The sequence below is a fragment of the Pseudomonas sp. CBZ-4 genome (assembly GCF_000346755.1).
Classification (GTDB): Bacteria; Pseudomonadota; Gammaproteobacteria; order Pseudomonadales; family Pseudomonadaceae; genus Aquipseudomonas.
Map to the genome: position 1 here is coordinate 11,597 of NZ_ANNV01000106.1, position 22,800 is coordinate 34,396.

General features: G+C 61.1%; 19 protein-coding genes. 6 read left to right on the forward strand and 13 right to left on the reverse strand.

The features are described 5' to 3' along the window. The first annotated feature begins 199 nt into the window (after positions 1-199). Together mprF and B348_RS0114275 are read left to right on the forward strand one after the other, a co-directional pair. Entirely contained in the window at positions 200-2,842 is a 2,643-nt protein-coding gene (gene mprF / locus B348_RS0114270; protein WP_017736759.1) for a bifunctional lysylphosphatidylglycerol flippase/synthetase MprF, read from the forward strand. Continuing rightward, positions 2,842-4,122, forward strand: coding sequence for a virulence factor family protein (locus B348_RS0114275; RefSeq protein ID WP_017736760.1), 1,281 nt, complete (start codon positions 2,842-2,844; stop codon positions 4,120-4,122). The genes mprF and B348_RS0114275 overlap by 1 nt, the downstream gene beginning before the upstream one ends. 168 nt (positions 4,123-4,290) lie before the next feature. Here B348_RS0114275 and recJ read toward each other — a convergent pair whose 3' ends face one another. Together recJ and B348_RS0114285 are read right to left on the reverse strand one after the other, a co-directional pair. Then, a complete protein-coding gene (gene recJ, locus B348_RS0114280; protein WP_017736761.1) occupies positions 4,291-6,000 on the reverse strand; it encodes a single-stranded-DNA-specific exonuclease RecJ in 1,710 nt (569 codons plus the stop codon). A 187-nt stretch (positions 6,001-6,187) separates the two neighbouring features. Further along, on the reverse strand, positions 6,188-6,730 hold the full coding sequence (locus tag B348_RS0114285) for a YaeQ family protein (protein WP_017736762.1): 543 nt from the start codon (positions 6,728-6,730) through the stop codon (positions 6,188-6,190). Positions 6,731-6,878: 148 nt separating this feature from the next. Here B348_RS0114285 and B348_RS0114290 point away from each other — a divergent pair, with 148 nt between their 5' ends. Together B348_RS0114290 and B348_RS0114295 are read left to right on the forward strand one after the other, a co-directional pair. Beyond that, complete coding sequence (locus B348_RS0114290) at positions 6,879-8,078, forward strand: CaiB/BaiF CoA-transferase family protein (RefSeq protein WP_017736763.1); 1,200 nt, start codon at positions 6,879-6,881, stop codon at positions 8,076-8,078. Beyond that, on the forward strand, positions 8,078-8,965 hold the full coding sequence (locus B348_RS0114295; RefSeq protein ID WP_017736764.1) for a TIGR02285 family protein: 888 nt from the start codon (positions 8,078-8,080) through the stop codon (positions 8,963-8,965). Before B348_RS0114290 ends, B348_RS0114295 begins: the two co-directional genes overlap by 1 nt. A gap of 170 nt (positions 8,966-9,135) precedes the next feature. Here B348_RS0114295 and B348_RS0114300 read toward each other — a convergent pair whose 3' ends face one another. Then, positions 9,136-9,420: a DUF3509 domain-containing protein gene (locus B348_RS0114300; RefSeq protein ID WP_026136787.1), complete on the reverse strand. Its 285-nt coding sequence runs from the start codon at positions 9,418-9,420 to the stop codon at positions 9,136-9,138. A 312-nt stretch (positions 9,421-9,732) separates the two neighbouring features. On the opposite strand from B348_RS0114300, the gene B348_RS0114305 reads away from it, so the two are divergent. Further along, positions 9,733-9,975: a hypothetical protein gene (locus tag B348_RS0114305; RefSeq protein WP_017736766.1), complete on the forward strand. Its 243-nt coding sequence runs from the start codon at positions 9,733-9,735 to the stop codon at positions 9,973-9,975. A 142-nt stretch (positions 9,976-10,117) separates the two neighbouring features. Next, complete coding sequence (locus tag B348_RS0114310) at positions 10,118-10,771, forward strand: response regulator transcription factor (RefSeq protein WP_026136788.1); 654 nt, start codon at positions 10,118-10,120, stop codon at positions 10,769-10,771. Here B348_RS0114310 and B348_RS0114315 read toward each other — a convergent pair. The 10 genes from B348_RS0114315 to rimM all read right to left on the reverse strand — a co-directional run bounded on the left by B348_RS0114315 (position 10,740) and on the right by rimM (position 22,799). Further along, entirely contained in the window at positions 10,740-11,984 is a 1,245-nt protein-coding gene (locus B348_RS0114315; RefSeq protein ID WP_017736768.1) for an EAL domain-containing protein, read from the reverse strand. The two genes, B348_RS0114310 and B348_RS0114315, sit on opposite strands and share 32 nt — an antisense overlap. 73 nt (positions 11,985-12,057) lie before the next feature. Further along, the gene (locus tag B348_RS0114320) at positions 12,058-15,606 is read right to left on the reverse strand and encodes a transporter substrate-binding domain-containing protein (RefSeq protein ID WP_371105871.1); all 3,549 of its coding nucleotides are present in this window, start codon (positions 15,604-15,606) and stop codon (positions 12,058-12,060) included. Positions 15,607-15,748: 142 nt separating this feature from the next. After that, positions 15,749-17,158 (reverse strand): threonine synthase, encoded by a 1,410-nt coding sequence (gene thrC / locus B348_RS0114325; RefSeq protein WP_017736770.1) that lies wholly within the window; start codon positions 17,156-17,158, stop codon positions 15,749-15,751. 103 nt (positions 17,159-17,261) lie between these two features. After that, a complete protein-coding gene (locus tag B348_RS0114330; protein WP_026136790.1) occupies positions 17,262-18,566 on the reverse strand; it encodes a homoserine dehydrogenase in 1,305 nt (434 codons plus the stop codon). 129 nt (positions 18,567-18,695) lie between these two features. After that, positions 18,696-19,427, reverse strand: coding sequence for a thioredoxin fold domain-containing protein (locus B348_RS0114335; RefSeq protein ID WP_017736772.1), 732 nt, complete (start codon positions 19,425-19,427; stop codon positions 18,696-18,698). A 139-nt stretch (positions 19,428-19,566) separates the two neighbouring features. After that, positions 19,567-20,463: a site-specific tyrosine recombinase XerD gene (gene xerD / locus B348_RS0114340; RefSeq protein ID WP_017736773.1), complete on the reverse strand. Its 897-nt coding sequence runs from the start codon at positions 20,461-20,463 to the stop codon at positions 19,567-19,569. A gap of 152 nt (positions 20,464-20,615) precedes the next feature. Beyond that, positions 20,616-21,029: an acyl-CoA thioesterase gene (locus B348_RS0114345; protein ID WP_017736774.1), complete on the reverse strand. Its 414-nt coding sequence runs from the start codon at positions 21,027-21,029 to the stop codon at positions 20,616-20,618. A gap of 82 nt (positions 21,030-21,111) precedes the next feature. Then, positions 21,112-21,462 (reverse strand): 50S ribosomal protein L19, encoded by a 351-nt coding sequence (rplS, locus tag B348_RS0114350; RefSeq protein ID WP_003175895.1) that lies wholly within the window; start codon positions 21,460-21,462, stop codon positions 21,112-21,114. A gap of 45 nt (positions 21,463-21,507) precedes the next feature. Beyond that, positions 21,508-22,281, reverse strand: coding sequence for a tRNA (guanosine(37)-N1)-methyltransferase TrmD (gene trmD / locus B348_RS0114355; RefSeq protein ID WP_017736775.1), 774 nt, complete (start codon positions 22,279-22,281; stop codon positions 21,508-21,510). After that, positions 22,263-22,799, reverse strand: a complete 537-nt coding sequence (gene rimM / locus B348_RS0114360) for a ribosome maturation factor RimM (RefSeq protein WP_017736776.1) — start codon at positions 22,797-22,799, stop codon at positions 22,263-22,265. The genes trmD and rimM overlap by 19 nt, the downstream gene beginning before the upstream one ends. Position 22,800 lies beyond the last annotated feature (1 nt).

The following is a 22,800-nucleotide window of genomic DNA, read 5'->3' on the forward strand; positions in this document are numbered from 1 at the left end:
TTTCATGAAACCGTAGACGGTTTGTAGAGTCCATCTCATTGCAAGCTATGCTCAATGCTCAAGCGCTGCCCTCTACGACCAATGGCCGCTGTCGCCGCCCCCGGCGATCCGCGTTAATATTTGTAATTATTTTGTCCATAGGGATTGGTAACTTGGCTGGATACCTCCATCCTGTCGCGCACAATCCACGAGGTGATTGATGCGCGCCAACTCGTCTGAACCACTAGACACCGTCACAGCAGAACAACCGATCGCTCCCGCCCGTTTGCGCTGGCTGGATCTGTTGAGCAAGTACCGCCAGCCCATCGGCCTGGCTGTCACCTTGTTGCTGTTCGCAATCGCCCTGATCGCCTGCCGGCACTTGTTGCTGGAGCTGGACCTTTACGCCCTGCACGACTCAATCCTGGAAGTGCCCAAGCCCGCCCTGCTCGGTGCGTTTGCTGCAGCGGTCGCCGGTTTCGTCATTCTGTTGGGCTATGAGTTTTCCGGTGCGCGCTACGCGGGCGTGAACCTGCCGGCCAAGACCCTGGCCCTCGGTGGCTTCACCGCCTTTGCCATCGGCAATGCCATCGGCTTGTCGATGCTCTCCGGCGGTTCGGTGCGCTACCGTTTATATGCACGACATGGCATCGGGGCTTCAGAAGTCGCGCACATGACCGTGTTTGCCAGCCTGGCCCTGGGCACCGCCCTGCCGCCACTGGCTGCACTGGCGACCCTGAGCAACCTGCCGGCCGCCTCGACCTACCTGCATTTGCCGCAAGCGGTGCTGGGCGGGATTGCTGGCGCGGTGCTGCTGTTGTCGGCGGTGTTGTGCATCGGTATTTATCGCCGCCGCCTGCCAGAGCAACCCTACCCGGACAACCTGCTGGTGAAAGCCGGCCGGCGCACCCTGCGCCTGCCGGGCCGGCGCCTGACCTTCCTGCAACTGATCATCACCGCACTGGACGTCGCTGCCGCCGCCACCGTCCTCTATATGTTGCTGCCGGAAGCGCCACCCTTCGGCCCGTTCCTGCTGGTGTACCTGCTGGCCCTGGCCGCCGGCGTGCTCAGCCATGTGCCGGGCGGTGTGGGCGTGTTCGAAGCGATCCTGCTCGCCGCCTTCGCCGACAAGCTCGGTGCCGCGCCATTGGCCGCCGCCCTGCTGCTGTACCGCATGATCTATGTGGTCCTGCCATTGCTGATCGCCTGCGTGTTCCTGCTGGTCAATGAAGCGCAGCGTCTGTTCCAGACCCAGCAAAGCCTGCGGGTCGCCTCTGGCCTGGCGGCACCGGTGTTGGCCGTCCTGGTTTTTTTGTCCGGCGTGGTCCTGCTGTTTTCCGGCGCCACGCCAGAAATCGACTCACGCCTGGAAAACATCGGCTTCCTGATTCCCCACCGCCTGATTGACGCCTCGCACTTTGGCGCCAGCCTGATCGGTGTGTTGTGCCTGTTGCTCGCCCAGGGTTTGCGCCGACGCTTGTCGGCGGCCTGGATGCTGACCATGGTGTTGCTGCTGACCGGTGCCCTGCTCTCGCTGCTCAAGGGCTTCGACTGGGAAGAGGCCAGCCTGATGACCATGACGGCGATCCTGCTGGCGATCTTCCGCCGCTCGTTCTACCGCGCCAGCCGCCTGACCGAACTGCCGTTCTCGCCGCTGTACCTCGTGGCCAGCGTCTGCGTGCTCGGCGCATCGATCTGGCTGCTGCTGTTCGCCTATCAAGACGTGCCCTACAGCCACCAGTTGTGGTGGCAGTTCACCCTCGACGCCAACGCCCCGCGCGGCCTGCGCTCGTTGCTGGGTGCCGCCGTGCTGCTGGTGATCGTGTCGCTGACCTGGTTGCTGCGCACCGCACGCCCGATCATCCACTTGCCGACCCCGGAAGAACTGGAACGCGCCAGCAAGATCCTGATGGCCTCGTCCCAGCCCGACGGCGGCCTGGCGCTGACCGGCGACAAAGCGCTGCTGTTCCACCCCAATGATGAAGCTTTCCTCATGTACGCCCGTCGCGGCCGCAGCCTGGTAGCCTTGTACGATCCGATCGGCCCGACCCAACCGCGTGCCGAGATGATCTGGCAGTTCCGCGACCTGTGCGACATCCACCATGCGCGCCCGGTGTTCTACCAGGTGCGGGCGGAAAACCTGCCGTACTACATGGACATCGGCCTCACCGCGATCAAGCTGGGCGAAGAAGCCCGCGTCGACCTGAAACGCTTTGACCTGGAAGCCAAGGGCAAAGAGATGAAGGACCTGCGCTACACCTGGAACCGTGGCACCCGGGACGGCCTGTCCCTGGAGATCCATGAACCGGGCACGGCGCCGATGGATGAACTCAAAGTCATCTCCGACGCCTGGCTGACCGGCAAGAACGTGCGGGAAAAAGGCTTTTCCCTGGGACGATTCAGCGACGACTACCTCAAGCACTTTCGCATCGCGATCATTCGCTTCGAAGGGCGCCCGGTGGCCTTCGCCAACCTGCTCGAGACCTACAACCACGACCTGGCCAGCCTCGACCTGATGCGTGCGCACCCGGACGCGCCCAAGCTGACCATGGAGTTCATGATGGTCGGCCTGATTCAACACTATAAGAGTCACGGCTACGCCCGCTTCAGCCTCGGCATGGTGCCGTTGTCGGGCCTGCAACCACGCCGCGGCGCCCCACTGACCCAACGCCTGGGTTCGATGGTGTTCCGCCGTGGCGAGCAACTGTATAACTTCCAAGGTTTGCGCCGCTTCAAAGACAAGTTCCAGCCTGACTGGGAACCCCGTTACATGGCCGTGCCCGCAGGACTTGATCCGCTGGTGGCACTGGCCGATACCGCCGCCCTGATCGCGGGCGGCTTGACTGGATTGGTGAAACGCTGATGATTCGACGTTCCTGGCGGTATGTATTGGTCGCTGTAGTGCTGCTCGCCTTGATCGCGGGCGGTGGCTTTTGGTACTGGAACCGCCCTGCCCCGCAGCCGACCCTGGAGCAACTGCCCCAGGCGGACGGCTCGGCGATCACCCGCGTGACGCCAAACGGCACACCCAAAGCCCGCGTCGTCGTGGCCGTGATGGCGGATGAAACCCTGACCGATAGCCAGCTGATCGCCCTAAGCCAGGGCGGCAAGGCACAAATCGTACAAGTGGTCCTGCCAAAGGATGACTGCAAGCTGCAGGAACAAGCGCTGCAAGGCGCCCTGGCCCAGCTCAAGGGCCCGGCCACCCTGGTCAGCGGCATCGGCCCAGGCGCAGCCCTCGCCTGGCGCTGGCTGGCGACACAGAACGACGACAAGGCCAATGCCATCTCCGTCGGTTTCGCCCTGGTACAGGAAGGCTGCAAGGACCCGCTGCCGAAAACCGCAGCCCATGGCAACTGGTTGGTGGCGTGGAACGACAACCCTGACGATGAAAGCGCCAGTTTCGTACGCGACACGCCGCGCGCCACCACCAGCATCAGCGACTACGACATTCACTACCCGCAAGTGCTGAACAACGAACTGCGCAAGCAACTGGTGGGTTCGGACAACGGTGGCCTGGCCATCCCGGTGGTCGAAGTACCAGCCGGCCAGGCCAAGGACACCGTGACCCTGTTCCTCTCCGGTGACGGCGGCTGGCGCGACCTGGACCGCGACGTGGCCGGCGAGATGGCCAAGATCGGCTACCCGGTGGTCGGCATCGACACGCTGCGCTACTACTGGCAGCACAAGACCCCGGAACAAAGCGCCAAGGACCTCACCGAACTGATGCAGCACTACCGGCAGAAGTGGGGCACCAAGCGCTTCGTCCTGACCGGTTACTCGTTCGGCGCCGACGTGCTGCCCGCGATCTACAACCGCATGCCGGAAAACGAACAGCAGCGGGTCGACGCGATCATCCTGCTGGCCTTTGCCCGTACCGGCAGCTTTGAAATCGAAGTGGAAGGCTGGCTGGGCAACGCCGGCAAAGAAGCGGCGACCGGCCCGGAAATGGCCAAGCTGCCGCCGGAGAAAGTGGTGTGCATCTACGGTGCAGAAGAAGTCGATGAGAGTGGCTGCACCGACAAGACGGCGGTGGGTGAAGCGTTGAAGCTGCCAGGTGGGCATCACTTCGACGAGAACTACCCGGCGCTGGCGCAGCGCTTGGTGGATATCATCGTGAAGCATCAGGCCAAGGCCGAGTAAGCCTGAGACTTATACAGATCTAATTGTGGGAGCTGGCTTTTGTGGGAGCTGGCTTGCCTGCGATAGCATCACCTCGGTGTCACTGCAAGACCGAGGTGCCTGCATCGCGGGCAAGCCCGGCTCCCACACAAGCCCGCTCCCACATTTGTTTGAGGGTGTGGCTGATACCTAGCGTGGTTCGATGTGGGCAATCATCAGTTGCACCGTCTCATTGCCTCGAAACTCATTCACATCCAGCTTGTACGCCAACTCCACCCACTTCACCGTCGGGTTCGGCCAGACGTCACGGTCCACGCCAAATGCAATGCCATCGAGCTTCACCGACCCGCATTCGCTCTTGAGCACCACCTTCAGGTGCCGCTCCCCGACCACGCGCTGCTCTACCAACTGGAACACCCCGTGAAACAACGGCTCGGGAAAGTGCTGCCCCCACGGGCCGGCGTGGCGCAGGGCGCGAGCCAGTTCCAGGTGGAACTCTTCCACCGCCAGGGTGCCGTCGGACAGTAGACGACCAGTGAGGTCTTCTTCGCGCAATTGCCGACGCACTTCAGCATCAAAGGCTTCGGCAAACAGTGGGAAGTTTTCTTCGTGCAGCGTCAGCCCTGCCGCCATCGCGTGGCCGCCGTACTTGGCGATCAGGTCGGGATGCTGGCTCGCCACCACCGCCAGCGCGTCACGGATGTGAAAGCCCGGCACAGAGCGCCCTGAGCCCTTGAGCAAGCCATCACCGGCGTCGGCGAAGGCGATGGTCGGGCGGAAGTAACGCTCCTTCATGCGTGACGCCAGGATACCGATCACACCCTGGTGCCATTCCGGGTCGAACAGGCACAAGCCGAACGGCATCGACTCCACCGGCAAGTCCTTGAGCTGGGCCAGGGCCTCGCGCTGCATGCCTTGCTCGATGGATTTGCGGTCCTGGTTCATGCCGTCCAGTTGTGCGGCCATTTCCCGCGCGGCGGCGACGTCGGTGGTGAGCAGGCATTCGATGCCCAGGCTCATGTCATCCAGGCGCCCGGCGGCGTTGAGCCGTGGGCCGAGGATGAAACCGAGGTCGGTGGAGGTGATACGCGCCGCGTCGCGCTTGGCCACTTCCAGGATCGCCTTGATCCCCGGCCGCGCCCGACCGGCACGAATGCGCTCCAGGCCCTGGTGCACGAGGATGCGGTTGTTGGCGTCCAGGGGTACCACGTCCGCCACGCTGCCCAGGGCTACCAGGTCGAGCAAGTCGCCGATGTTCGGCTGCGGTTTGTTTGCGTACCAGCCCAGGTCGCGCAAACGCGCGCGCAGGGCCATCAGCACGTAGAAGATCACGCCCACGCCAGCCAGGGCCTTGCTCGGGAAACCACAGCCCGGCTGGTTGGGATTGACGATGGCGTCCGCTGCCGGCAATTCATCGCCCGGCAAGTGGTGGTCGGTGACCAACACTTGCAGCCCCGCCGCTTTCGCTGCCGCCACGCCTTCGACGCTGGAGATGCCGTTGTCCACGGTGATCAGCAACTGCGGCTCGCGTTGCAATGCTACGGCGACGATTTCCGGGGTCAGGCCATAGCCGTACTCGAAGCGGTTGGGCACCAGGTAATCCACGTGGGCCGCGCCGAGCAAGCGCAAGCCCAGGGTGCCCACGGTGCTGGCGGTGGCGCCATCGGCGTCGAAGTCACCGACGATGAGGATGCGCTGGCGTTGCTCCAGGGCCGTCACCAGCAAGTCCACCGCCGCGTCGATGCCTTTGAGCTGCTGGTAGGGGATCAACCGCGCCAGGCTTTTATCCAGCTCGGCTTCGGACTGCACACCGCGCGCAGCGTAGAGACGGGTCAACAGCGGTGGCAATTCACCGAGAAACGGCAGGACGGCGGGCAACGGGCGGGGATCGATACGCATGGGGTGAGGAAGGCTTCTCTTCGATACAGCGGTTAAACAGGAGTTTTCAAAACAACACATATCAACTGTGGGAGCTGGCTTGCCTGCGATGGCATCAACGCGGTGTAACTGTTACACCGAGGTGCCTGCATCGCAGCGGTGCGGCGATCCGACAAGCCAGCTCCGACACAAGCCTGCTTCCACAGGTTCAGCCGCGCTCGCCGACCAGCCATTGCAGTTGCACTTCATGCTGGCCACGGTCGTCGGTGACGAAGATCGTGCCTTCGCTGATCATCACATCCCACTTGATCACGCGCGGCATATCCTTGGCCAGGGTCTCGAGGACTTCCTGCGGCACGGCGGCGATGTGCACGTTTTTCAGGTTGTTGGCCACCGGCACTACCTTGCCTTCCCACACGCGCAGGCTGCCGTACGCCAGCAGGCTGGTGCGCTCGGTGCGACGCGAGCACCAGGTCAGGCGATCGGCATCCGGCTGGCCAACTTCGATCCAATGCAAAACCCGATCATCCAGGCTTTTTTCCCACAGGGCTGGCTCGTCTACATCTGACAGGCCACGGCCGAACGACAAGTGCTCGTTGTACCAGAGGGCGTAGGCCAGCAGGCGCACGGTCATGCGTTCTTCGGTTTCCGAAGGATGGCGGGCGATGGTCTGTTTGACGCTCTCGTACACCGAACGATCAAGGTCGGTGAGGTTGAGTTCGAATTTGTAGGTCGTGGACGGCTGGGCCATGAACGGGCTTCTAGAGACAGGGAAAGGCGGCCAGTCTAACCGATGGCAGGGCCATTCAACGAATACTGCGCTGCATCATCCTTATCCATGGGCCGCTCGCCTATGTTAAAAGGCATCACACCACCGTCCCGTGTTTGTAAGGATCCCCATGTCGCTTAATGCCAAACCCCTTGCCGGCCTGAAAGTCATCGAACTGGGCACCCTGATCGCCGGCCCGTTTGCCTCGCGGATCTGCGCCGAGTTCGGTGCCGAGGTGATCAAGGTCGAATCCCCGGACGGCGGCGACCCGCTGCGCAAATGGCGCAAGTTGTATGAAGGCACTTCGCTGTGGTGGTTTGTGCAGGCCCGCAACAAAAAGTCGCTGACACTGAACCTCAAGCACCCGGACGGCCTGGCCATTCTCAAGCAGTTGCTGGCGGATGCCGACATCCTGATCGAGAACTTTCGCCCCGGCGTGCTGGAAAAGCTCGGCCTGAGCTGGGAGACCCTGCACGCGCTGAACCCGAAGCTGGTGATGGTGCGCCTGTCGGGGTTCGGCCAGACCGGGCCGATGAAGGACCAGCCGGGGTTTGGCGCGGTGGGCGAATCCATGGGCGGGCTGCGCTATATCACCGGTTTCGAGGACCGCCCGCCCGTGCGTACCGGGATCTCCATCGGCGACTCGATTGCCGCGCTGTGGGCGGTGATCGGCGCGCTGATGGCCCTGCGGCATCGCGAGGTCAACGGCGGCTTGGGCCAGGTGGTGGATGTGGCGCTGTATGAAGCCATCTTCGCCATGATGGAAAGCATGATTCCCGAGTTCGACGTGTTCGGGTTTATCCGCGAGCGCACCGGCAACATCATGCCCGGCATTACGCCGTCGTCGATCCATACCAGCGCCGACGGCAAGCATGTGCAGATCGGCGCCAACGGGGATGCGATCTTCAAGCGTTTCATGCTGGCCATCGGTCGCGAAGACCTGGCCAACGACCCGGTACTGGCCAGCAATGACGGGCGCGATACCCGTCGCGATGAGCTGTATGGCGTGATTGATCGCTGGGTCAATTCATTGTCGCTGGAGCAAGTGGTCGAGGCCTTGAACAAAGCCGAGGTGCCCGCCAGCCGCATCTACAGTGCCGAGGACATGCTGGGCGACCCGCAATTTCTCGCCCGGGAAATGTTCCTCAAGGCGCAACTGCCCGGCGGCAAGGACTTCAAGATGCCCGGCATCGTGCCCAAGTTGTCGGACACCCCCGGCAGCTGCGAGTGGGTGGGGCCGCAGTTGGGTGAACACAATGGTGTGCTGCTGGAGAGCCTGGGTTACGACGCCGCCGCCATTGCCCGCTTGCGTGAGGCAGGCGCGATCTGATGGTGCTTCGGTGCAAACGCGGGTGGGTGCAGCTCTGCCTTGTCGCCTCGTTGTTCAGCGGCTGGCCCCTGTCGGCGCACGCCGGCGAGACGTTGACCTGGTTGTTGCGCGACCTGCCGCCGCTGACCATTTTCGAGGGGCCGCGCAAAGGCCAGGGCGCACTGGACCAACTGTTGCCGATCCTCATCGAGCACTTGCCGGACTATCAACATCAGGTCCTGCACGTCAATCGCGCGCGCGGCATGCAGATGATGCGCGAACCGACCACACTCACCTGCGATCCTTCATTGCTGTGGACGGCGGAGCGAGCCAACTACATCGTGTTCTCCAGCCAGGCGTTTGTGGTCGCCAGCAATGGCATCACGATCCGGCATAGCCAGGAGGACGCGATGGTGCCCTATATCGTCGATGGCCAGTTCGACCTGCAGGCCTTTTTCGATGCCCATAAAGCACGGGTGGGCGCCATCGCCGAACGCAGTTACGGGCCGGTCGTCGATCAACAGCTCAAGCAGGCCGATGCGCACAAGCTCGCCCTTCACTACGGCAACGATGCCCTGGGCAGCCTGCTGCAAATGCAACGCCTGGGGCGCCTGGAAGCGGTACTGGGTTACTGGCCGGAAATCCGCTATCACGCCATGCAGCAGGGCATCCCTTCCGCTGACCTGAGCTTTTACCCGATCAAAGGCTCAGCGCCCTACCAACGCACCCACATCGGTTGCTCGGATACGCCTCAGGGGCGTCAGATCATTCAGCGCATCAATCAGCTGCTGCTGGAGATCCCACTGGAACAGGTGCAGCAGTCCTACGCCTCGTGGCTGGACCCGGTGATGCGCGAGCATTACCTGCGGGACAACCCCAGCTTCTTCCAGGATTCGCCAGAGCCCTGACAAATCGCAGGCAAAAAGAAACCCCGAAGAGTGGGGAGACACTTCGGGGTTAAACGTGGCCTATAAAGACCAGTACAACAAGGCGCAAACACCGGAGCACAATGTTTGCTCTTGCTGTTACGAAATCTGACCGGCCATGCTGTAGGAAGTTTCCACGATTAAACAATTCTTCATGCAGCGGCGGCGCTGCGGGTCTGGGCAGCGTTGCGCAACGCCGCAATGACCGAGGGTTCCAGACGCCCTTCGGCAATCTTGATATCGCGCAGCAGGCAATCCACCACGTCCACCAGCACACGCTTGTCCATCAATTGCGTGCGGTCGACTTCACGCTCGACCACGATGGCGCCAGCAGGGTTCTTCACGGTGACCAGGCACTCGTCCTGCACACCGGAGGTGGTCAGCGTAACCTGATAAGGGCTCAGTGCTTCTTCGAGCAATAGGCTGATACTTTCCATCTCGATCACCACTCAATAGTTCAGGAACAATCGGTTCAACGGGAGCTGCATCTATCCTAAGTGACTGTTTGTGACGTAGGAAAGTTCGCTTTATCGTCTTTATGGGGCCGTCAGGGGTGACGGATTCCAGCATGCGCTTGCAACATGACAAGCAAAAAACGGCGCACATAACTGCTTACGCAATGGGCGACTGTTTTGGGGGTTGCCGACGGCTCGGGCCAGAGGTGAATCCTATACTCGGTGAGCGCTGGTGACGCTGTGATGCAGATAAAAGCGCATGTCAAAAGGCCCTTATAGCAAAGGATGAAGACGATGGCGGAACACAATGAACAGCAGACGTCGGCAGACAGAATGCACGCCGAGGTATCACGTATTTTTGCTGAAATAGCACGTATGAACGCTGAGCAAAACAAAATGAATGCTGAGCAAAACAAACTCAACAAGGAATCGCTGAAGATAACCTGTGAGATTTTCTGGTACCCCGTGGCTATCGCAACAGGCTTTTATGCCGCTGTCGGCACCGTGATCGTGGTCGCGCAGAAGCTATTCTCATAGCGCTCGGCCGGGCCTGCCAAAAACAAAAAACGTCGCTAACCCAAGGAATGCAAAGCGGCGTTTTTATGCACCATTAAAACCCCACCTGCAACCACCACAGGGTTAACAGGCTAGAATCCCCGAATTGCCCGGGGAACCTACTTTGAGAAGCGCACCTGAAAAACCCTTGCGCATCATCCTTGCCGACGACCATCCGATTTTCCTGATTGGTCTGCGGGCGGTCCTGGAGCGCGATGAACAACTGGAGATTGTCGGCGAAGCCAACTCTCCCCAATCCCTGACCCAATTGTTGCAACACTGTGCCTGCGACCTGCTGATCACCGATTTCATGATGCCTGGCGAACCCCAGGCCGACGGCTTGCGCCTGATCGACCAACTGCGCCGCCATCATCCGTCGCTGCCCATTGTCGTGGTGACCATGCTCAACAACGCGGGGTTGTTTCACGCCATCCTGGAGCTGGGTGTCATGGGCCTGCTGAGCAAAGCCAGCCTCGCGGATGAATTGCCTGAAGCCGTCCGACAGGTCCGCCAGCAGCGCTGCTATGTAGCCCACACCATTCGCCAGGCGCTGAGCGCGCTGGGCACGGATCGATTGCAGTCCCACGAGCAGCTGTCGCCCCGCGAATTGGAGGTGATTCGCCTGCTGGCAAGAGGGCTGACCGTTGGCGAGATCGCGGCACACCTGCATCGCAGCAAGCAGACGGTCAGCGCGCAAAAAGTCAGCGCCATGCGCAAGCTGGGGCTCAGTACCGACGCATCATTGTTTATCTACGTGCAGGAGCATGGCTTGGCCTGACCGGGTAGCCGATCCACGCTTTCAGTGCCTGGGCATCCATTGGCGGTGCAATCAGGCAACCTTGCAACCAGGCAGGGCCCAGCGTAGCGACCGCGTCACGATCGGCTGCGGTTTCAATCCCCGTCACCACCACGTTCATGCCCATGCGGCTGGCCATGCTCATGGCGCCTGCGACGACGGCCACTTTGCGCTCATCACTCGCCACGCCACTGGCAAAGGCCGGGGGTATTTTCAGTTCAGTGAACGGCAGCTCCAGCAAACGCTGCAAACTGGTACCGCCGACGCCGAAGTCACCGATAGACAACTTGCAGCCGATCATCCGTAAACGCAGCAAGCTGCTGACATGCGCGCTGTCGGTGTTCAGCCGCGTGGTTTCGACCAGCTCCAGCGTGAGGCTATGAGCTGGCACGGCATGGCGTTGCAGCAAGCGCTGCAGCGCCTGGGGAAAATGCGCATGTTCGAGCATCCGCCCGGGAATATTCACCGCCACCGGCAAGAGCTCGCCCGTGTCCGACACGATCTGGCTGACAAAACCCAGGGCCTCTTCCAGCACATGCCAGGTAAACGCCTCCTCCATGCCGGCAAACTCCAGCACCGGCAGGAACTCATGGGGCAGTAACACTCCGCCGTCAGGCAGATACCAGCGCGCCAGCACCTCAACCCCCTGCACTACGCCGGCCTGGCAGACGATAGGCTGGAAGCTGGCGCTGGCGTAGCGCGCGATGGCCACCTGACAGGCATCCACCGAAGGCGGCAACTCATCCAGCTCACCGAGCCCCAACAGTTGGCGCACCTTATCCCAGGACACGACCTGCGGCCCCGGACGCAAGTGTTGCAGGCAAGCCGTCAACAGTTGCCCAACCAACTGGGCCGAGGCGGGTTTGGGCAAACAGCGCAGGACATTCAACCCGGCCTGGCGCGCCATGCTGGCGACCCCTGCCAACACATCCTGCTGAGCATTGCTTAGCAGGATCAGCACCTGAGCCTGGCGCTGCTCACCCAATTCGCGAATCAGTTCAAGGGCATCGCCTTGTTCCAGATAGAGGTCGCAAATAGCAATGTCCACCGGCCCCTTGCTCGCCAACGACTGCCGGGCGGCCTCTACGGTTTCGGCGGTCATGACATTGAAGACACCGTTGGCATTGAGCATCTGGTGCAGGGCCATCAGTTGGAACGGGTGATCTTCGAGGATCAAGACATTGAGGGAGCGCATGGCGAACTCTAAGACGCAGAAGCAAGGTTGCGCAGACTACGCAAAAGGCCATGCGCGCCCCATAGGACGCGTCCTATTCTTGCGGATGCAAATGGGTGCCCAACTCCACCCTGAATGCTGCCAGCGCCTCATCCAGCATGCGCCATAGCGCGTCAACCTCGTCAATGCGCTGCTCACGCAGGCAGCCCTCAAGCCCCACACACGCCTTGGCCAGCGGCAGCGCATCCACCAGGCAGCAAATGCCCTTGAGGCGATGCAGTGAAGCCATTACTCCTGGAAAGTCCTGACCCGCCAACGCCGTCTTGATCCCATCGTGTTCATGTTCCAGGCTCTTCGCCAACTCTTCCAGCATGCGCTGCAGGACCGGCCCATCGGCCTGGGTCATCGCCTGCAAGGTGTGGATATTGAAGGTGCGCGCCGGGCCCACGCGGGCGAGGACCCTGGCCCAATGCTCAAGGGTCACCGGCTTGACCAGCAGCTCATCCATCCCCGCCGCCAGGCAACGTTGGCGCTCATCCTCCATGGCATTGGCGGTGCATCCCACCAGCGCAGTGCGCGGTCGCTGCTCTTGCGTTTCAATCCCGCGCACGGCTTTGCTCAAGGCATAGCCGGACATGCCCGGCATGTTGCAATCCGTCACCAGCACGTCAAAGGCGTCATCGCGCCAGCACTGCAAGGCCGACTCGGCCGAGTCGAAGGCCACCACCCGGTGGCCGAGGAATTGCAGTTGCTGAGCCAGCACCAGGCGGTTGGCCGGCAGGTCATCGACGATCAGCACCGACAAACGGCGACCGGCAGCCTGCAGGACCGCTGCAGGCTCAGTTGGCCTGTCGTCGCCTCTGACCCGCTGCAAATACAGGTCAATGCAAATCGTCGTGCCCTCGCCCGCCGCGCTGCTCAGGGAGATCGTGCCGCCCATCAACTCCACCAGCTGCTGGCAAATGCTCAAGCCCAACCCCGTCCCGCCATGTTGCGCCGCTGTCAGCGGGCTGATCTGGACAAACGGCTTGAACACCCGCGCCTGCTGTTCAATGCCAATCCCTGGCCCACTGTCTTCGACACACAGGTGCAGAAATTCAGCCCCGGAGGCATCGCGCTGAGTCACGACGCTAAGACGGACCTCACCCAGCTCGGTGAACTTCAAAGCGTTGCCCACCAGGTTATGCATGACCTGCCGCAACCGCAGCGGGTCGAACCAATAACTCCCTTGCGCCGCCGGGTCGAACGCCAGGGTAAAACCCAGGCCTTTTTTACCCGCCATCGCCTCAAACAGCCGCTGGATGCCTTCGAAAAAACCCTTCAGGTCAGTGGTCTGCGGCACCAGTTGCAAATGGCCTGCTTCGATCTTGGCCAGGTCCAGGCTATCGCCCATCAACTCAATCAGCTCACGTGCCGAACGATGGGCCACCTGTAGCGCTTCGGAGACACGCTTGCCCTCGGCCAAGGCGCGTTCCTGCTCCAACTCAAGCAAGCCGATGATGGCGGTCATGGGAGTGCGAATTTCGTGACTGAGTGTGGAGAGAAACGCACTTTTTGCGTAGTTCGCGTCATCAGCGGCCTGGCGTGCGTCCATCAGCTGATGCTCCAGGACCTTGCGCTCACTGATATCGATCCACCCGCCAAGCAGCCCTTGCAGCTGGCCGCGCGCATCGAAAAACGGCACCGTCCATTGGTAAACGTGGAAAGTCCCGCCGTTGAACTCCAGTTGCCGATCAACAAACAACGATTGCTGCGTCGCCAACTGCTCCATGTGCCCGGCATGCAGGCGTGCGGCCGTGGCCTCCGGCATCAGGCCGCTTTCCATCAGGGTCAGGCCCTGGATCAGCTCCCGCCGGGTGGCCAGTTGCTGCTCATAGCGGGTGTTACAGGTCACCAACCGGCCAGCCAGGTCCCTTACAAAGACCGGATTGGGCATGCCATCCAGCAGGGCACGCTTGAAGGCCAACTGATCGCTCAGTCGTTGCTCGGCCACCAGGCGCTGCTGGATCTGCCGCTTGAGCCGGCTATTCCAGACCAGCGATACCAACACACACAACAGCGCCATCGCGACCGTCCAATAGGCCCATGGCGGCACACGCTGCCAAGCCGACGTCGGGATCGGCACCGTGCCCAGCCAGCGCAAACGCAGCGCGCTCAACTCGGCCACCGGCATCGCTTCCAGCGCCTTGTTCACAATGCTCAACAGCTCGGGCTGGTCCTTGCGCACCACCAGGCTGTTGGACGACCACTTGCCCTCCACGCTGCGCCCGATGCGCAAGCCGTCGGACGGGTAGCTCTGCACCTCCACTTCATTCTGGATCGTCGCCGCTGCATGCCCCTGGATCACCTGGTCACGGGCCTGGGTATAGTTGTCGACGGAGAGAATCTCGATGCCTGGGTGTTCACGGCGAATGAAATTTTCCAGCACATGCCGGGCCGGCAACGCCAAGACCTGGCCAGAAAGCTCACTCAAGCTGGCCAGTAGCGGCGTGTCGCTGCGCTGGACAAACACCCAGCCGGCACCACCAAAACCATGGCTGAAATCCAGGAATCGCCTGCGCTCCTGGTTCTCCGCCAGCGTGGTGTTCATATCCGCCCTGCCCGCTGCCAGTAACTCCAGGGTCTGCGCGGTGGAAGACACCTCCTCCATCACGAACTGCAAGCCCGTCATGCGTGAGATCCGGTTGAGCAGATCGACGTTCAGGCCGACCCATTGGCCGTCCTTGTCCTTGAAGATGTACGGCGACTGTTGCTGGGACACCACCACCACATGGGGATGATGCAACAACCAGGCTTGCTCCTGGGCCGACAGCTCGATGCGGTCTGCGGCGATGCCCACCCCCAGGCCGGTGGTCCAGCGCGCGAGGATTTCACGTTGTATCGACTCGTCGATACTTGCCAGGGCCCGGTCCATCATGCCCCCCAACAGCGGGTCGGCCGTACGCGAAGCAAAGGCAAAGCCAATCGGCGCCAGCCGGCTCTCCACGTTGATCTGCAAACCCAGGTAAGGACGCAATGACTTGTAGGCACGCACAATCACTTCATTGCCGATAAAGGCATCGGCATCCCCCTGGTTCAACGCTTCCAGGCCGCTGTAGAGGTTCGGAGCCAGCATGATGTGGCTGGCGGGGTAAGCCCGATGCACGTTGCCGACATTGGCATAGCCCTCCAGCAAGACCACCTTCTTGCCCTCAAGGTCGTCGTTCTGCGTGGTGTCGTCGCGGCGCACGACCACCACCGAACGGTCCGGCATGTAGTCGCGGGTAAACCGCAACCCAGGCACATCCCGCTCATAACCGTTGGCGCTGGTCAGGATATCGATGGCGCCACTGCGCAAGGCTTCCACCGCCTGCGCCCGCTCAGCGAAGCCCATCACCTGCATGGGCACATCGAGGCGCGCGCCGACGAGGCTCAGGTAGTCGGCGCTGATGCCCTGGTAGCGATTATGGTCACGGGTGATATCAATCGGCTGGTAGTCAGCAATGGAAATGCCGACCTTCAGTGTCCGATGGCTCGCCAGCCATTGCTGCTCGCCTGCCGTCAGCGGCAAGGGGGCGAGCGGGGTAAACGCCGGCACCAGTTTGAACGGCAGGCTGTCGGCGGCCAGGCTTGCCGGCGATTGACCAAGCAAGAGCAAACACAGCAGCCACACACACCTCTGGCTCAATAAACGCACCGGGTTGGTTTCCTCTCTTTTTTAGTCGATTGCCCACTGGAGTATGGCGTGCCCCAATGAAAAAGCCCGTCACGAAGACGGGCTTGAGCAACCTCGCAACGCCGTTGGATCAGAGCGGTTTGCCACGATTGCCGTGCTGGCTGACAAACGCCTGCACCGCTTTCAGATCATTGGCCAACACGGTGCAACGCTCTTCACGCTCGAACAGGTCTGCCAAGTGCGCCGGCAACTCCAGCGCCTTGCCAACACCTGCCTTCTCCACCGCTTCCGGGAATTTCACCGGGTGCGCGGTGCCGAGGATCACCATCGGGATGTCCAGGCTGCGCCGGCATTCGCGGGCGGCCTTCACACCGATGGCGGTGTGTGGGTCCAGCAGCTCGCCGGTCTGGGCGTAGACGTCGGCGATGGTTTCGCAGGTCTCTGCGTCATCGACAGCCAGGGAGTCGAACAGCTTGCGGGTTTCGGTCCAGCGCTCTTCTTCAACGCTGAAACCGCCACCGCTCTTGAAGGTGTCCATCAAGCCGGCAATCGCCGCGCCGTTGCGGCCGTGCATGTCGAACAGCAGGCGTTCGAAGTTCGACGAGACCATGATGTCCATCGACGGCGACAGCGTGGCGTGCAGGGTTTCCTTGACGTACCGGTTGCCGCTCATGAAGCGGTGCAGGATATCGTTGCGGTTCGTGGCGACGATCAACTGGTTGATCGGCAAGCCCATGTTGCGCGCCAGGTAACCGGCGAAGATGTCGCCGAAGTTGCCGGTCGGCACCGAGAACGACACCGAACGCGCCGGCCCGCCCAACTGCAGCGAGGCATGGAAGTAGTAGACGATCTGGGCCATGATCCGCGCCCAGTTGATCGAGTTCACCGCCACCAGGCGCGTGCCTTTGAGGAAGCTCTGGTCAGCGAAGCTGTTCTTGACCATTTCCTGGCAGTCATCGAAGTTGCCTTCGATGGCGATGTTGTGGATGTTCTCGCCAAAGATGGTGGTCATCTGGCGACGCTGCACTTCCGACACGCGCTGGTGCGGGTGCAGGATGAAGATGTCGACGTTTTCGCAGTGCTTGCAGCCCTCGATGGCGGCCGAACCGGTATCACCGGAAGTCGCGCCGATGATCACCACACGCTCGCCGCGCTTTTGCAGCACGTAGTCGAGCAGGCGACCCAGCAGTTGCAGGGCGAAGTCCTTGAACGCCAGGGTCGGGCCGTGGAACAGTTCCAGGACCCACTCGTTGCCGTTCAGCTGGCGCAATGGCGCGATGGCGCTGTGGGAAAACACGCCGTAGGTCTCTTCGAGGATCTTCTTGAAATCCGCATCCGGGATGCTGCCGGTGACGAACGGGCGCATCACCCGGAACGCCAGCTCGTGGTACGGCAGGCCGGCCCAGGAGGCGATTTCTTCCTGGGTGAAGCGTGGCAGGTTTTCCGGCACGTACAGGCCGCCGTCAGTGGCAAGGCCTGCCAGCAGGACGTCTTCGAAATTCAGGGCCGGTGCCTGGCCGCGGGTGCTGATGTAGCGCATGAAAGCAAACCTTTGGTTTGGGCTTCAAGCTTCAAGCTACAAGCTGCAAGTTAAAGCGAATCGGCTTCCACTTGCAGCTTGTAGCTAATAGCTTGCAGCTAAATTAATTCAAATGTTCGACGCGAATACGGACGACCGGCCCAACCACGCCCTGAAGAGCTTCCAGTGCTTGGATGGCATCGTTCATGTGCTGTTCAAGCACGCGGTGGGTCAGCAGGATCATCGGCACCTGGCCGTTTTGCTCCTCGACTTCCTTCTGCATGATCGACTCTATGTTGATACCGCGCTCCGACAGGATGCTGGCGACCTGGGCCAACACGCCCGGGTGATCCTGGGCCTGGATGCGCAGGTAGTAGGCGCTTTCGCAGGCTTCGATCGGCAGGATCGGGTGGGCCGACAGCGAGTCCGGCTGGAAGGCCAGGTGCGGCACGCGGTTTTCCGGGTCGCTGGTCATGGCGCGAACCACGTCCACCAGGTCGGCGATCACCGACGAAGCAGTCGGCTCCATGCCGGCGCCGGCGCCGTAGAACAGGGTCGAACCGGCAGCATCACCATTGACCATCACGGCGTTCATCACGCCATTGACGTTGGCAATCAGGCGGTCGGCCGGGATCAGTGTCGGGTGCACACGCAGCTCGATACCGGCTGGGGTGCTGCGCGCAACGCCGAGGTGCTTGATGCGGTAGCCCAGGGCTTCGGCGTAGTTCACGTCGGCGGTGGTCAGCTTGGTGATGCCTTCGGTGTAGGCCTTGTCGAACTGCAGCGGGATACCAAAGGCGATGGACGCCAGGATGGTCAGCTTGTGCGCCGCGTCGATGCCTTCCACGTCAAAGGTCGGATCGGCTTCGGCGTAACCCAGGGCCTGGGCTTCGGCCAGCACGTCTTCGAAAGTGCGGCCCTTCTCGCGCATTTCGGTGAGGATAAAGTTGCCGGTGCCGTTGATGATGCCGGCGACCCAGTTGATACGGTTGGCGGACAGGCCTTCACGGATCGCCTTGATCACCGGGATACCACCGGCCACGGCGGCTTCGAACGCCACGATCACGCCCTTCTCGCGGGCCTTGGCGAAGATCTCGTTGCCGTGCACGGCGATCAGCGCCTTGTTGGCGGTGACCACGTGCTTGCCGTTCTCGATCGCCTTGAGCACCAGCTCGCGGGCCACGGTGTAGCCGCCGACCAGCTCGATGACGATATCGATTTCAGGGTTGGTGGCCACGGCGAAAACATCGTTGGTAATCGCAATACCGGTCGTTTCGAACTGAGGCTTTGGCGAACGCGTGGCAATTTGCGCCACTTCAATCCCGCGACCTGCACGGCGGGAAATTTCTTCAGCATTACGCTGAAGTACGTTGAAGGTGCCGCCACCGACGGTCCCTAACCCACAGATGCCTACTTTGACCGGTTTCACTGAAGAACTCCCCATGAAACGGCCGACGCTAGGTCGGCCGTGGAAAACAGCCGCACGACTGCGGCTTGCAATTAACGACCCGCCGACGTGTCAGCGAGCCTTGATCGTCGACGCTTCGACGATGCTGGTTTATTTGGCACCGAGCGCCAGTTTGGCAACTTGTGGTGCCGGCTGGTAGCCCGGAATCACTTGGCCGTCGGCCAAAACGATGGCCGGTGTACCGTTCACACCGATGGACTGGCCCAAGGCGAACTGCTTGGAAACCGGGTTGGCGCATTTGGCCGCCTTGATTTCCTTGCCATCGACCATCTTGTCCATGGCCGCCTTCTTGTCGGCCGAGCACCACACGGCTTGCAACTGCTCGTCACCCGGTGAGCCCAGGCCCTGGCGCGGGAACGCGACGTAGCGGACTTCCACGCCCAGCTTGTTCAGCGCAGGCACTTCGGCGTGCAGCTTGTGGCAGTACGGGCAGGTGGTGTCGGTGAACACGGTGATGTGGGTCTTGGTCTCGCCGATGGCCGGGTAAACCACGGTCTCGGCCACCGGAATACCATTGATCAGCTTGGACACGCCCAGGCGCTCGGCTTTCTCGGTGAGGTTGACCGGCTTGCCGTCCTTCAACTGGAACAGATAGCCCTGGACAATGTACTGGCCGTCGGCACTGGCGTACAGCACGCGGCTGCCCTTGAGCTTGACTTCATACAGGCCGGCCATGGGGCTGGCGCTGATGCTTTCGATCGGCGTGTCGAGTTGCAGGTTGGCCAGGCTCTTGCGGATGGTCTGCTCGGCAGCGTCATCGGCGACAACAAAGGTGGAAACCAACGCAATGGCTGCGGCGGCAATAATCTGGGTCAAGCGCATGGGAACTCCTGAAGGCAGATGCAGGGACGGGCATTGACGCCGCTTGGAAACACAGGCCTGGGCCGTCCCCTTTGCTAACCGGCAAAGCCTACCACAGTTGGGCGCAAGGGCAGCCCGCAGCGGGACAAATTGGCGGTTTTCAGCCACGCGGGTGGTGCTTGGCGTGCATATCCTGCAAGCGTGCACGTGCCACGTGGGTGTAGATCTGGGTTGTGGATAAGTCGCTGTGACCGAGCAGCATTTGTACGACGCGCAAATCCGCCCCGTGGTTGAGCAAATGGGTGGCAAAAGCGTGACGCAATGTATGGGGCGACAGGCTCTTGCCGATACCCGCGACCTTGGCTTGATGCTTGATCCGGTGCCAGAACGTCTGGCGGGTCATCTGCTCGCCACGCAGGCTGGGAAACAGCACATCGCTGGGGCGCCCGCCGAGCAACTCACTGCGCCCGTCGCGCATGTAACGCTCGACCCACACGATCGCTTCCTCGCCCATCGGCACCAGTCGCTCCTTGCTGCCCTTGCCCATCACCCGCAACACGCCCTGGCGCAGGTTGATCTGTTCCAGGGTCAAGCTGATCAACTCGGTCACCCGCAGGCCGCAGGCGTACAACACCTCCAGCATGGCGCGGTCGCGCTGGCCGATGGCTTCGCTCAGGTCTGGGGCGGCGAGCAAGGCATCGACGTCGGCTTCCGACAAAGATTTGGGCAACGGCCTGCCGAGTTGTGGCATGTCGACTTGCAGGGTCGGGTCGAGGGTAATCAGTTTTTCCCGCAGCAAGTAGCGATAGAAGCCACGCACACCAGAGAGGAATCGCGCAGTGGAACGCGGCTTGTAGTTCTGCTCAAGGCGCCAGGCCAGGTGATCGAGGATCAGCTCGCGGCCGGCGTTGGGCAGTTCGAGGTTTTTTTCCTGCAGCCAGCCATTGAACAGGGCCAAGTCGCTGCGGTAGGCCTGGCGGGTGTTGTCCGACAGGCCTTTTTCCAGCCAGAGGGCGTCGAGGAAGCGGTCGATCAAGGGGTGGTCGATGGCGGGCATAGGGGCTCAGGCGGGCTTCTGTGGTGTCTGTTAGATCCTATCGCAGGCAAGCCAGCTCCCACACGGGTTTTCTATCTGGCCAATGATTTGTGACCGACACTGATCAAATGTGGGAGCTGGCTTGCCTGCGATAGCCGCGACTCGGTCCAGGATCAGTCAACAAACCCAGGCAACACCGGCACCGGCCGCTTATCGGCATCAATCGCCACAAAGCTGAACACACCCTGGATCGCCCTTTCACGGCCATCGGCACTCATGCTCTCGACAAACACTTCCACTTCAACCTTGAGGCTGGTGTTACCCACTTTGATCACCCGGCCGATCAGCTCAACGATGGAGCCAGCAGGGATCGCATGATTGAAGTCGATACGGTCGGTGGAAACCGTCACCAACGGCAACCGGCAAAACCGCGTGGCGGTGATGAACGACACTTCATCCATCCAGGCCAGCGCGGTGCCGCCGAACAGCGTGTTGTGGTGGTTGGTGGTCGGCGGAAACACTGCCTTGGTCACATGGGTCACGGACAGGTCGGTGCGGCGCTGGATTTCTTCGAGGCGGGTGGTCATTAACAAATACCGGCAAATAGACAAATTTCAGGCACAAAAAAGCAGCCCGTAGGCTGCTTTTTTCTGCATCGGGAAGCTGGACTTAAGCCAGTTTTTCCTTGATGCGAGCTGCTTTACCGGACAGGTCACGCAGGTAGTACAGCTTGGCTTTACGTACGTCACCGCGACGTTTAACGGCCATGCTGTCGATTTGCGGGCTGTAGGTCTGGAAAGTACGCTCTACGCCAACACCGTTGGAGATTTTACGAACAGTGAAAGCACTGTTCACACCACGGTTACGCTTGGCGATTACCACGCCTTCGAACGCTTGCAGACGCGAACGGTCGCCTTCCTTCACTTTCACCTGAACGACAATGGTGTCGCCCGGGGCAAAGGTAGGGATCTCTTTGGTCATCTGCTCTGCTTCGAGTGCAAGGATGATTTTGTTAGTCATGCTGTGCTCCTAAGGTAAGTCAATGGACCTACCATCGATACGTTGTTAACTATCGTCCCGCGCGAGGATGTATTCCTCGAGCAGCTTCTTCTCTTCTCCAGAAAGCGAGCGGCTTTCCAGAAGATCGGCGCGTCGTTCATAGGTCCGACCAAGGGACTGCTGTAAACGCCAACGCCGGATGTGTGCGTGATTGCCACTTAGCAATACGTCGGGAACACGCTGATCCGCATACACCTCCGGTCGGGTGTAGTGCGGGCAATCCAGCAAACCATCCGTGAAGGAATCTTCCTCCGCGGAGTCCGCATGCCCTAAAGCTCCAGGCAGCAGTCGTGTAACCGCATCTATCAGGACCATCGCTGGCAGCTCGCCGCCAGACAGCACATAGTCCCCAATCGACCACTCTTCATCGACATGAGCATCTATAAAACGCTCGTCAATGCCTTCATAGCGACCGGCAATCAGGATCAATGCTACCTCATTCGCCATGTCGCGTACCGCAGCCTGTTTCAGCTGACGGCCTTGAGGGGACAGGTAAATTACCTTCGCCTTCTCCCCGGCTGCGGCCTTGGCCTGGGCCAACGCGTCTTCCAGGGGCTTGATCTTCATCACCATGCCCGGGCCACCGCCAAATGGGCGATCGTCCACAGTGTGATGTCGATCCGTCGTGTAGTCTCGCGGGTTCCAACAGGTGAGCTGCAACAGCCCCTGTTTCACCGCCCGACTGGTGATGCCGTACTCGCTGATGGCGGAGAACATCTCGGGAAACAAACTGATCACTTCAATGCGCAAATTAGCCACGCTTAGAAGTCCGCATCCCATTCCACCTTCATCTCGCCCGCGGCCAGGTCGACGGCCAACACGCATTGCTCCGTATAGGGCAACAGGCGTTCGCGATCATCCAGGCTGCCAGCGCAAGGCTTGACCACCATTACATCATTGGCGCCGGTTTCCAGAAGATGGTCGATTTTCCCGAGCAATTGCCCGAGTTGATCAACAACCTTCAGACCTTCCAGCTGGTACCAGTAGTACTCGCCGTCGGTCAATTCAGGGAACAGGTTGCGCGGCACGCAGATCTCATAACCGGCCAGAAGACGAGCTTCTTCACGATCATCAAGACCCTTGAGCTTTGCGACCAGGAACTTGTCGCTCCCGCGTCCACTGACCAGCTCGACCTGTTTCACACTCCCTTCGCGCTTGAGCGTCCAGGTTTTGTACTGCAACAGGTTTTCAGTCGGATCAGTAAAGGAATACACCTTCACTTCGCCGCGAACGCCATGAACAGAGTAAATCTTGCCGATAACGATCAAATCATCAGCAACAGCTGGCGTCGCGTTCATA

Coding starts and splice junctions, on each gene's coding strand:
- mprF (WP_017736759.1), top strand. CDS start 200: ATGCGCGCCAACTCGTCTGAACCACTAGACACCGTCACAGCAGAACAA.
- B348_RS0114275 (WP_017736760.1), top strand. CDS start 2,842: ATGATTCGACGTTCCTGGCGGTATGTATTGGTCGCTGTAGTGCTGCTC.
- recJ (WP_017736761.1), bottom strand. CDS start 6,000: ATGCGTATCGATCCCCGCCCGTTGCCCGCCGTCCTGCCGTTTCTCGGT.
- B348_RS0114285 (WP_017736762.1), bottom strand. CDS start 6,730: ATGGCCCAGCCGTCCACGACCTACAAATTCGAACTCAACCTCACCGAC.
- B348_RS0114290 (WP_017736763.1), top strand. CDS start 6,879: ATGTCGCTTAATGCCAAACCCCTTGCCGGCCTGAAAGTCATCGAACTG.
- B348_RS0114295 (WP_017736764.1), top strand. CDS start 8,078: ATGGTGCTTCGGTGCAAACGCGGGTGGGTGCAGCTCTGCCTTGTCGCC.
- B348_RS0114300 (WP_026136787.1), bottom strand. CDS start 9,420: ATGGAAAGTATCAGCCTATTGCTCGAAGAAGCACTGAGCCCTTATCAG.
- B348_RS0114305 (WP_017736766.1), top strand. CDS start 9,733: ATGGCGGAACACAATGAACAGCAGACGTCGGCAGACAGAATGCACGCC.
- B348_RS0114315 (WP_017736768.1), bottom strand. CDS start 11,984: ATGCGCTCCCTCAATGTCTTGATCCTCGAAGATCACCCGTTCCAACTG.
- thrC (WP_017736770.1), bottom strand. CDS start 17,158: ATGCGCTACATCAGCACCCGCGGCCAGGCACCGGCCCTGAATTTCGAA.
- B348_RS0114335 (WP_017736772.1), bottom strand. CDS start 19,427: ATGCGCTTGACCCAGATTATTGCCGCCGCAGCCATTGCGTTGGTTTCC.
- xerD (WP_017736773.1), bottom strand. CDS start 20,463: ATGCCCGCCATCGACCACCCCTTGATCGACCGCTTCCTCGACGCCCTC.
- B348_RS0114345 (WP_017736774.1), bottom strand. CDS start 21,029: ATGACCACCCGCCTCGAAGAAATCCAGCGCCGCACCGACCTGTCCGTG.
- rplS (WP_003175895.1), bottom strand. CDS start 21,462: ATGACTAACAAAATCATCCTTGCACTCGAAGCAGAGCAGATGACCAAA.
- trmD (WP_017736775.1), bottom strand. CDS start 22,281: ATGGGATGCGGACTTCTAAGCGTGGCTAATTTGCGCATTGAAGTGATC.
- rimM (WP_017736776.1), bottom strand. CDS start 22,799: ATGAACGCGACGCCAGCTGTTGCTGATGATTTGATCGTTATCGGCAAG.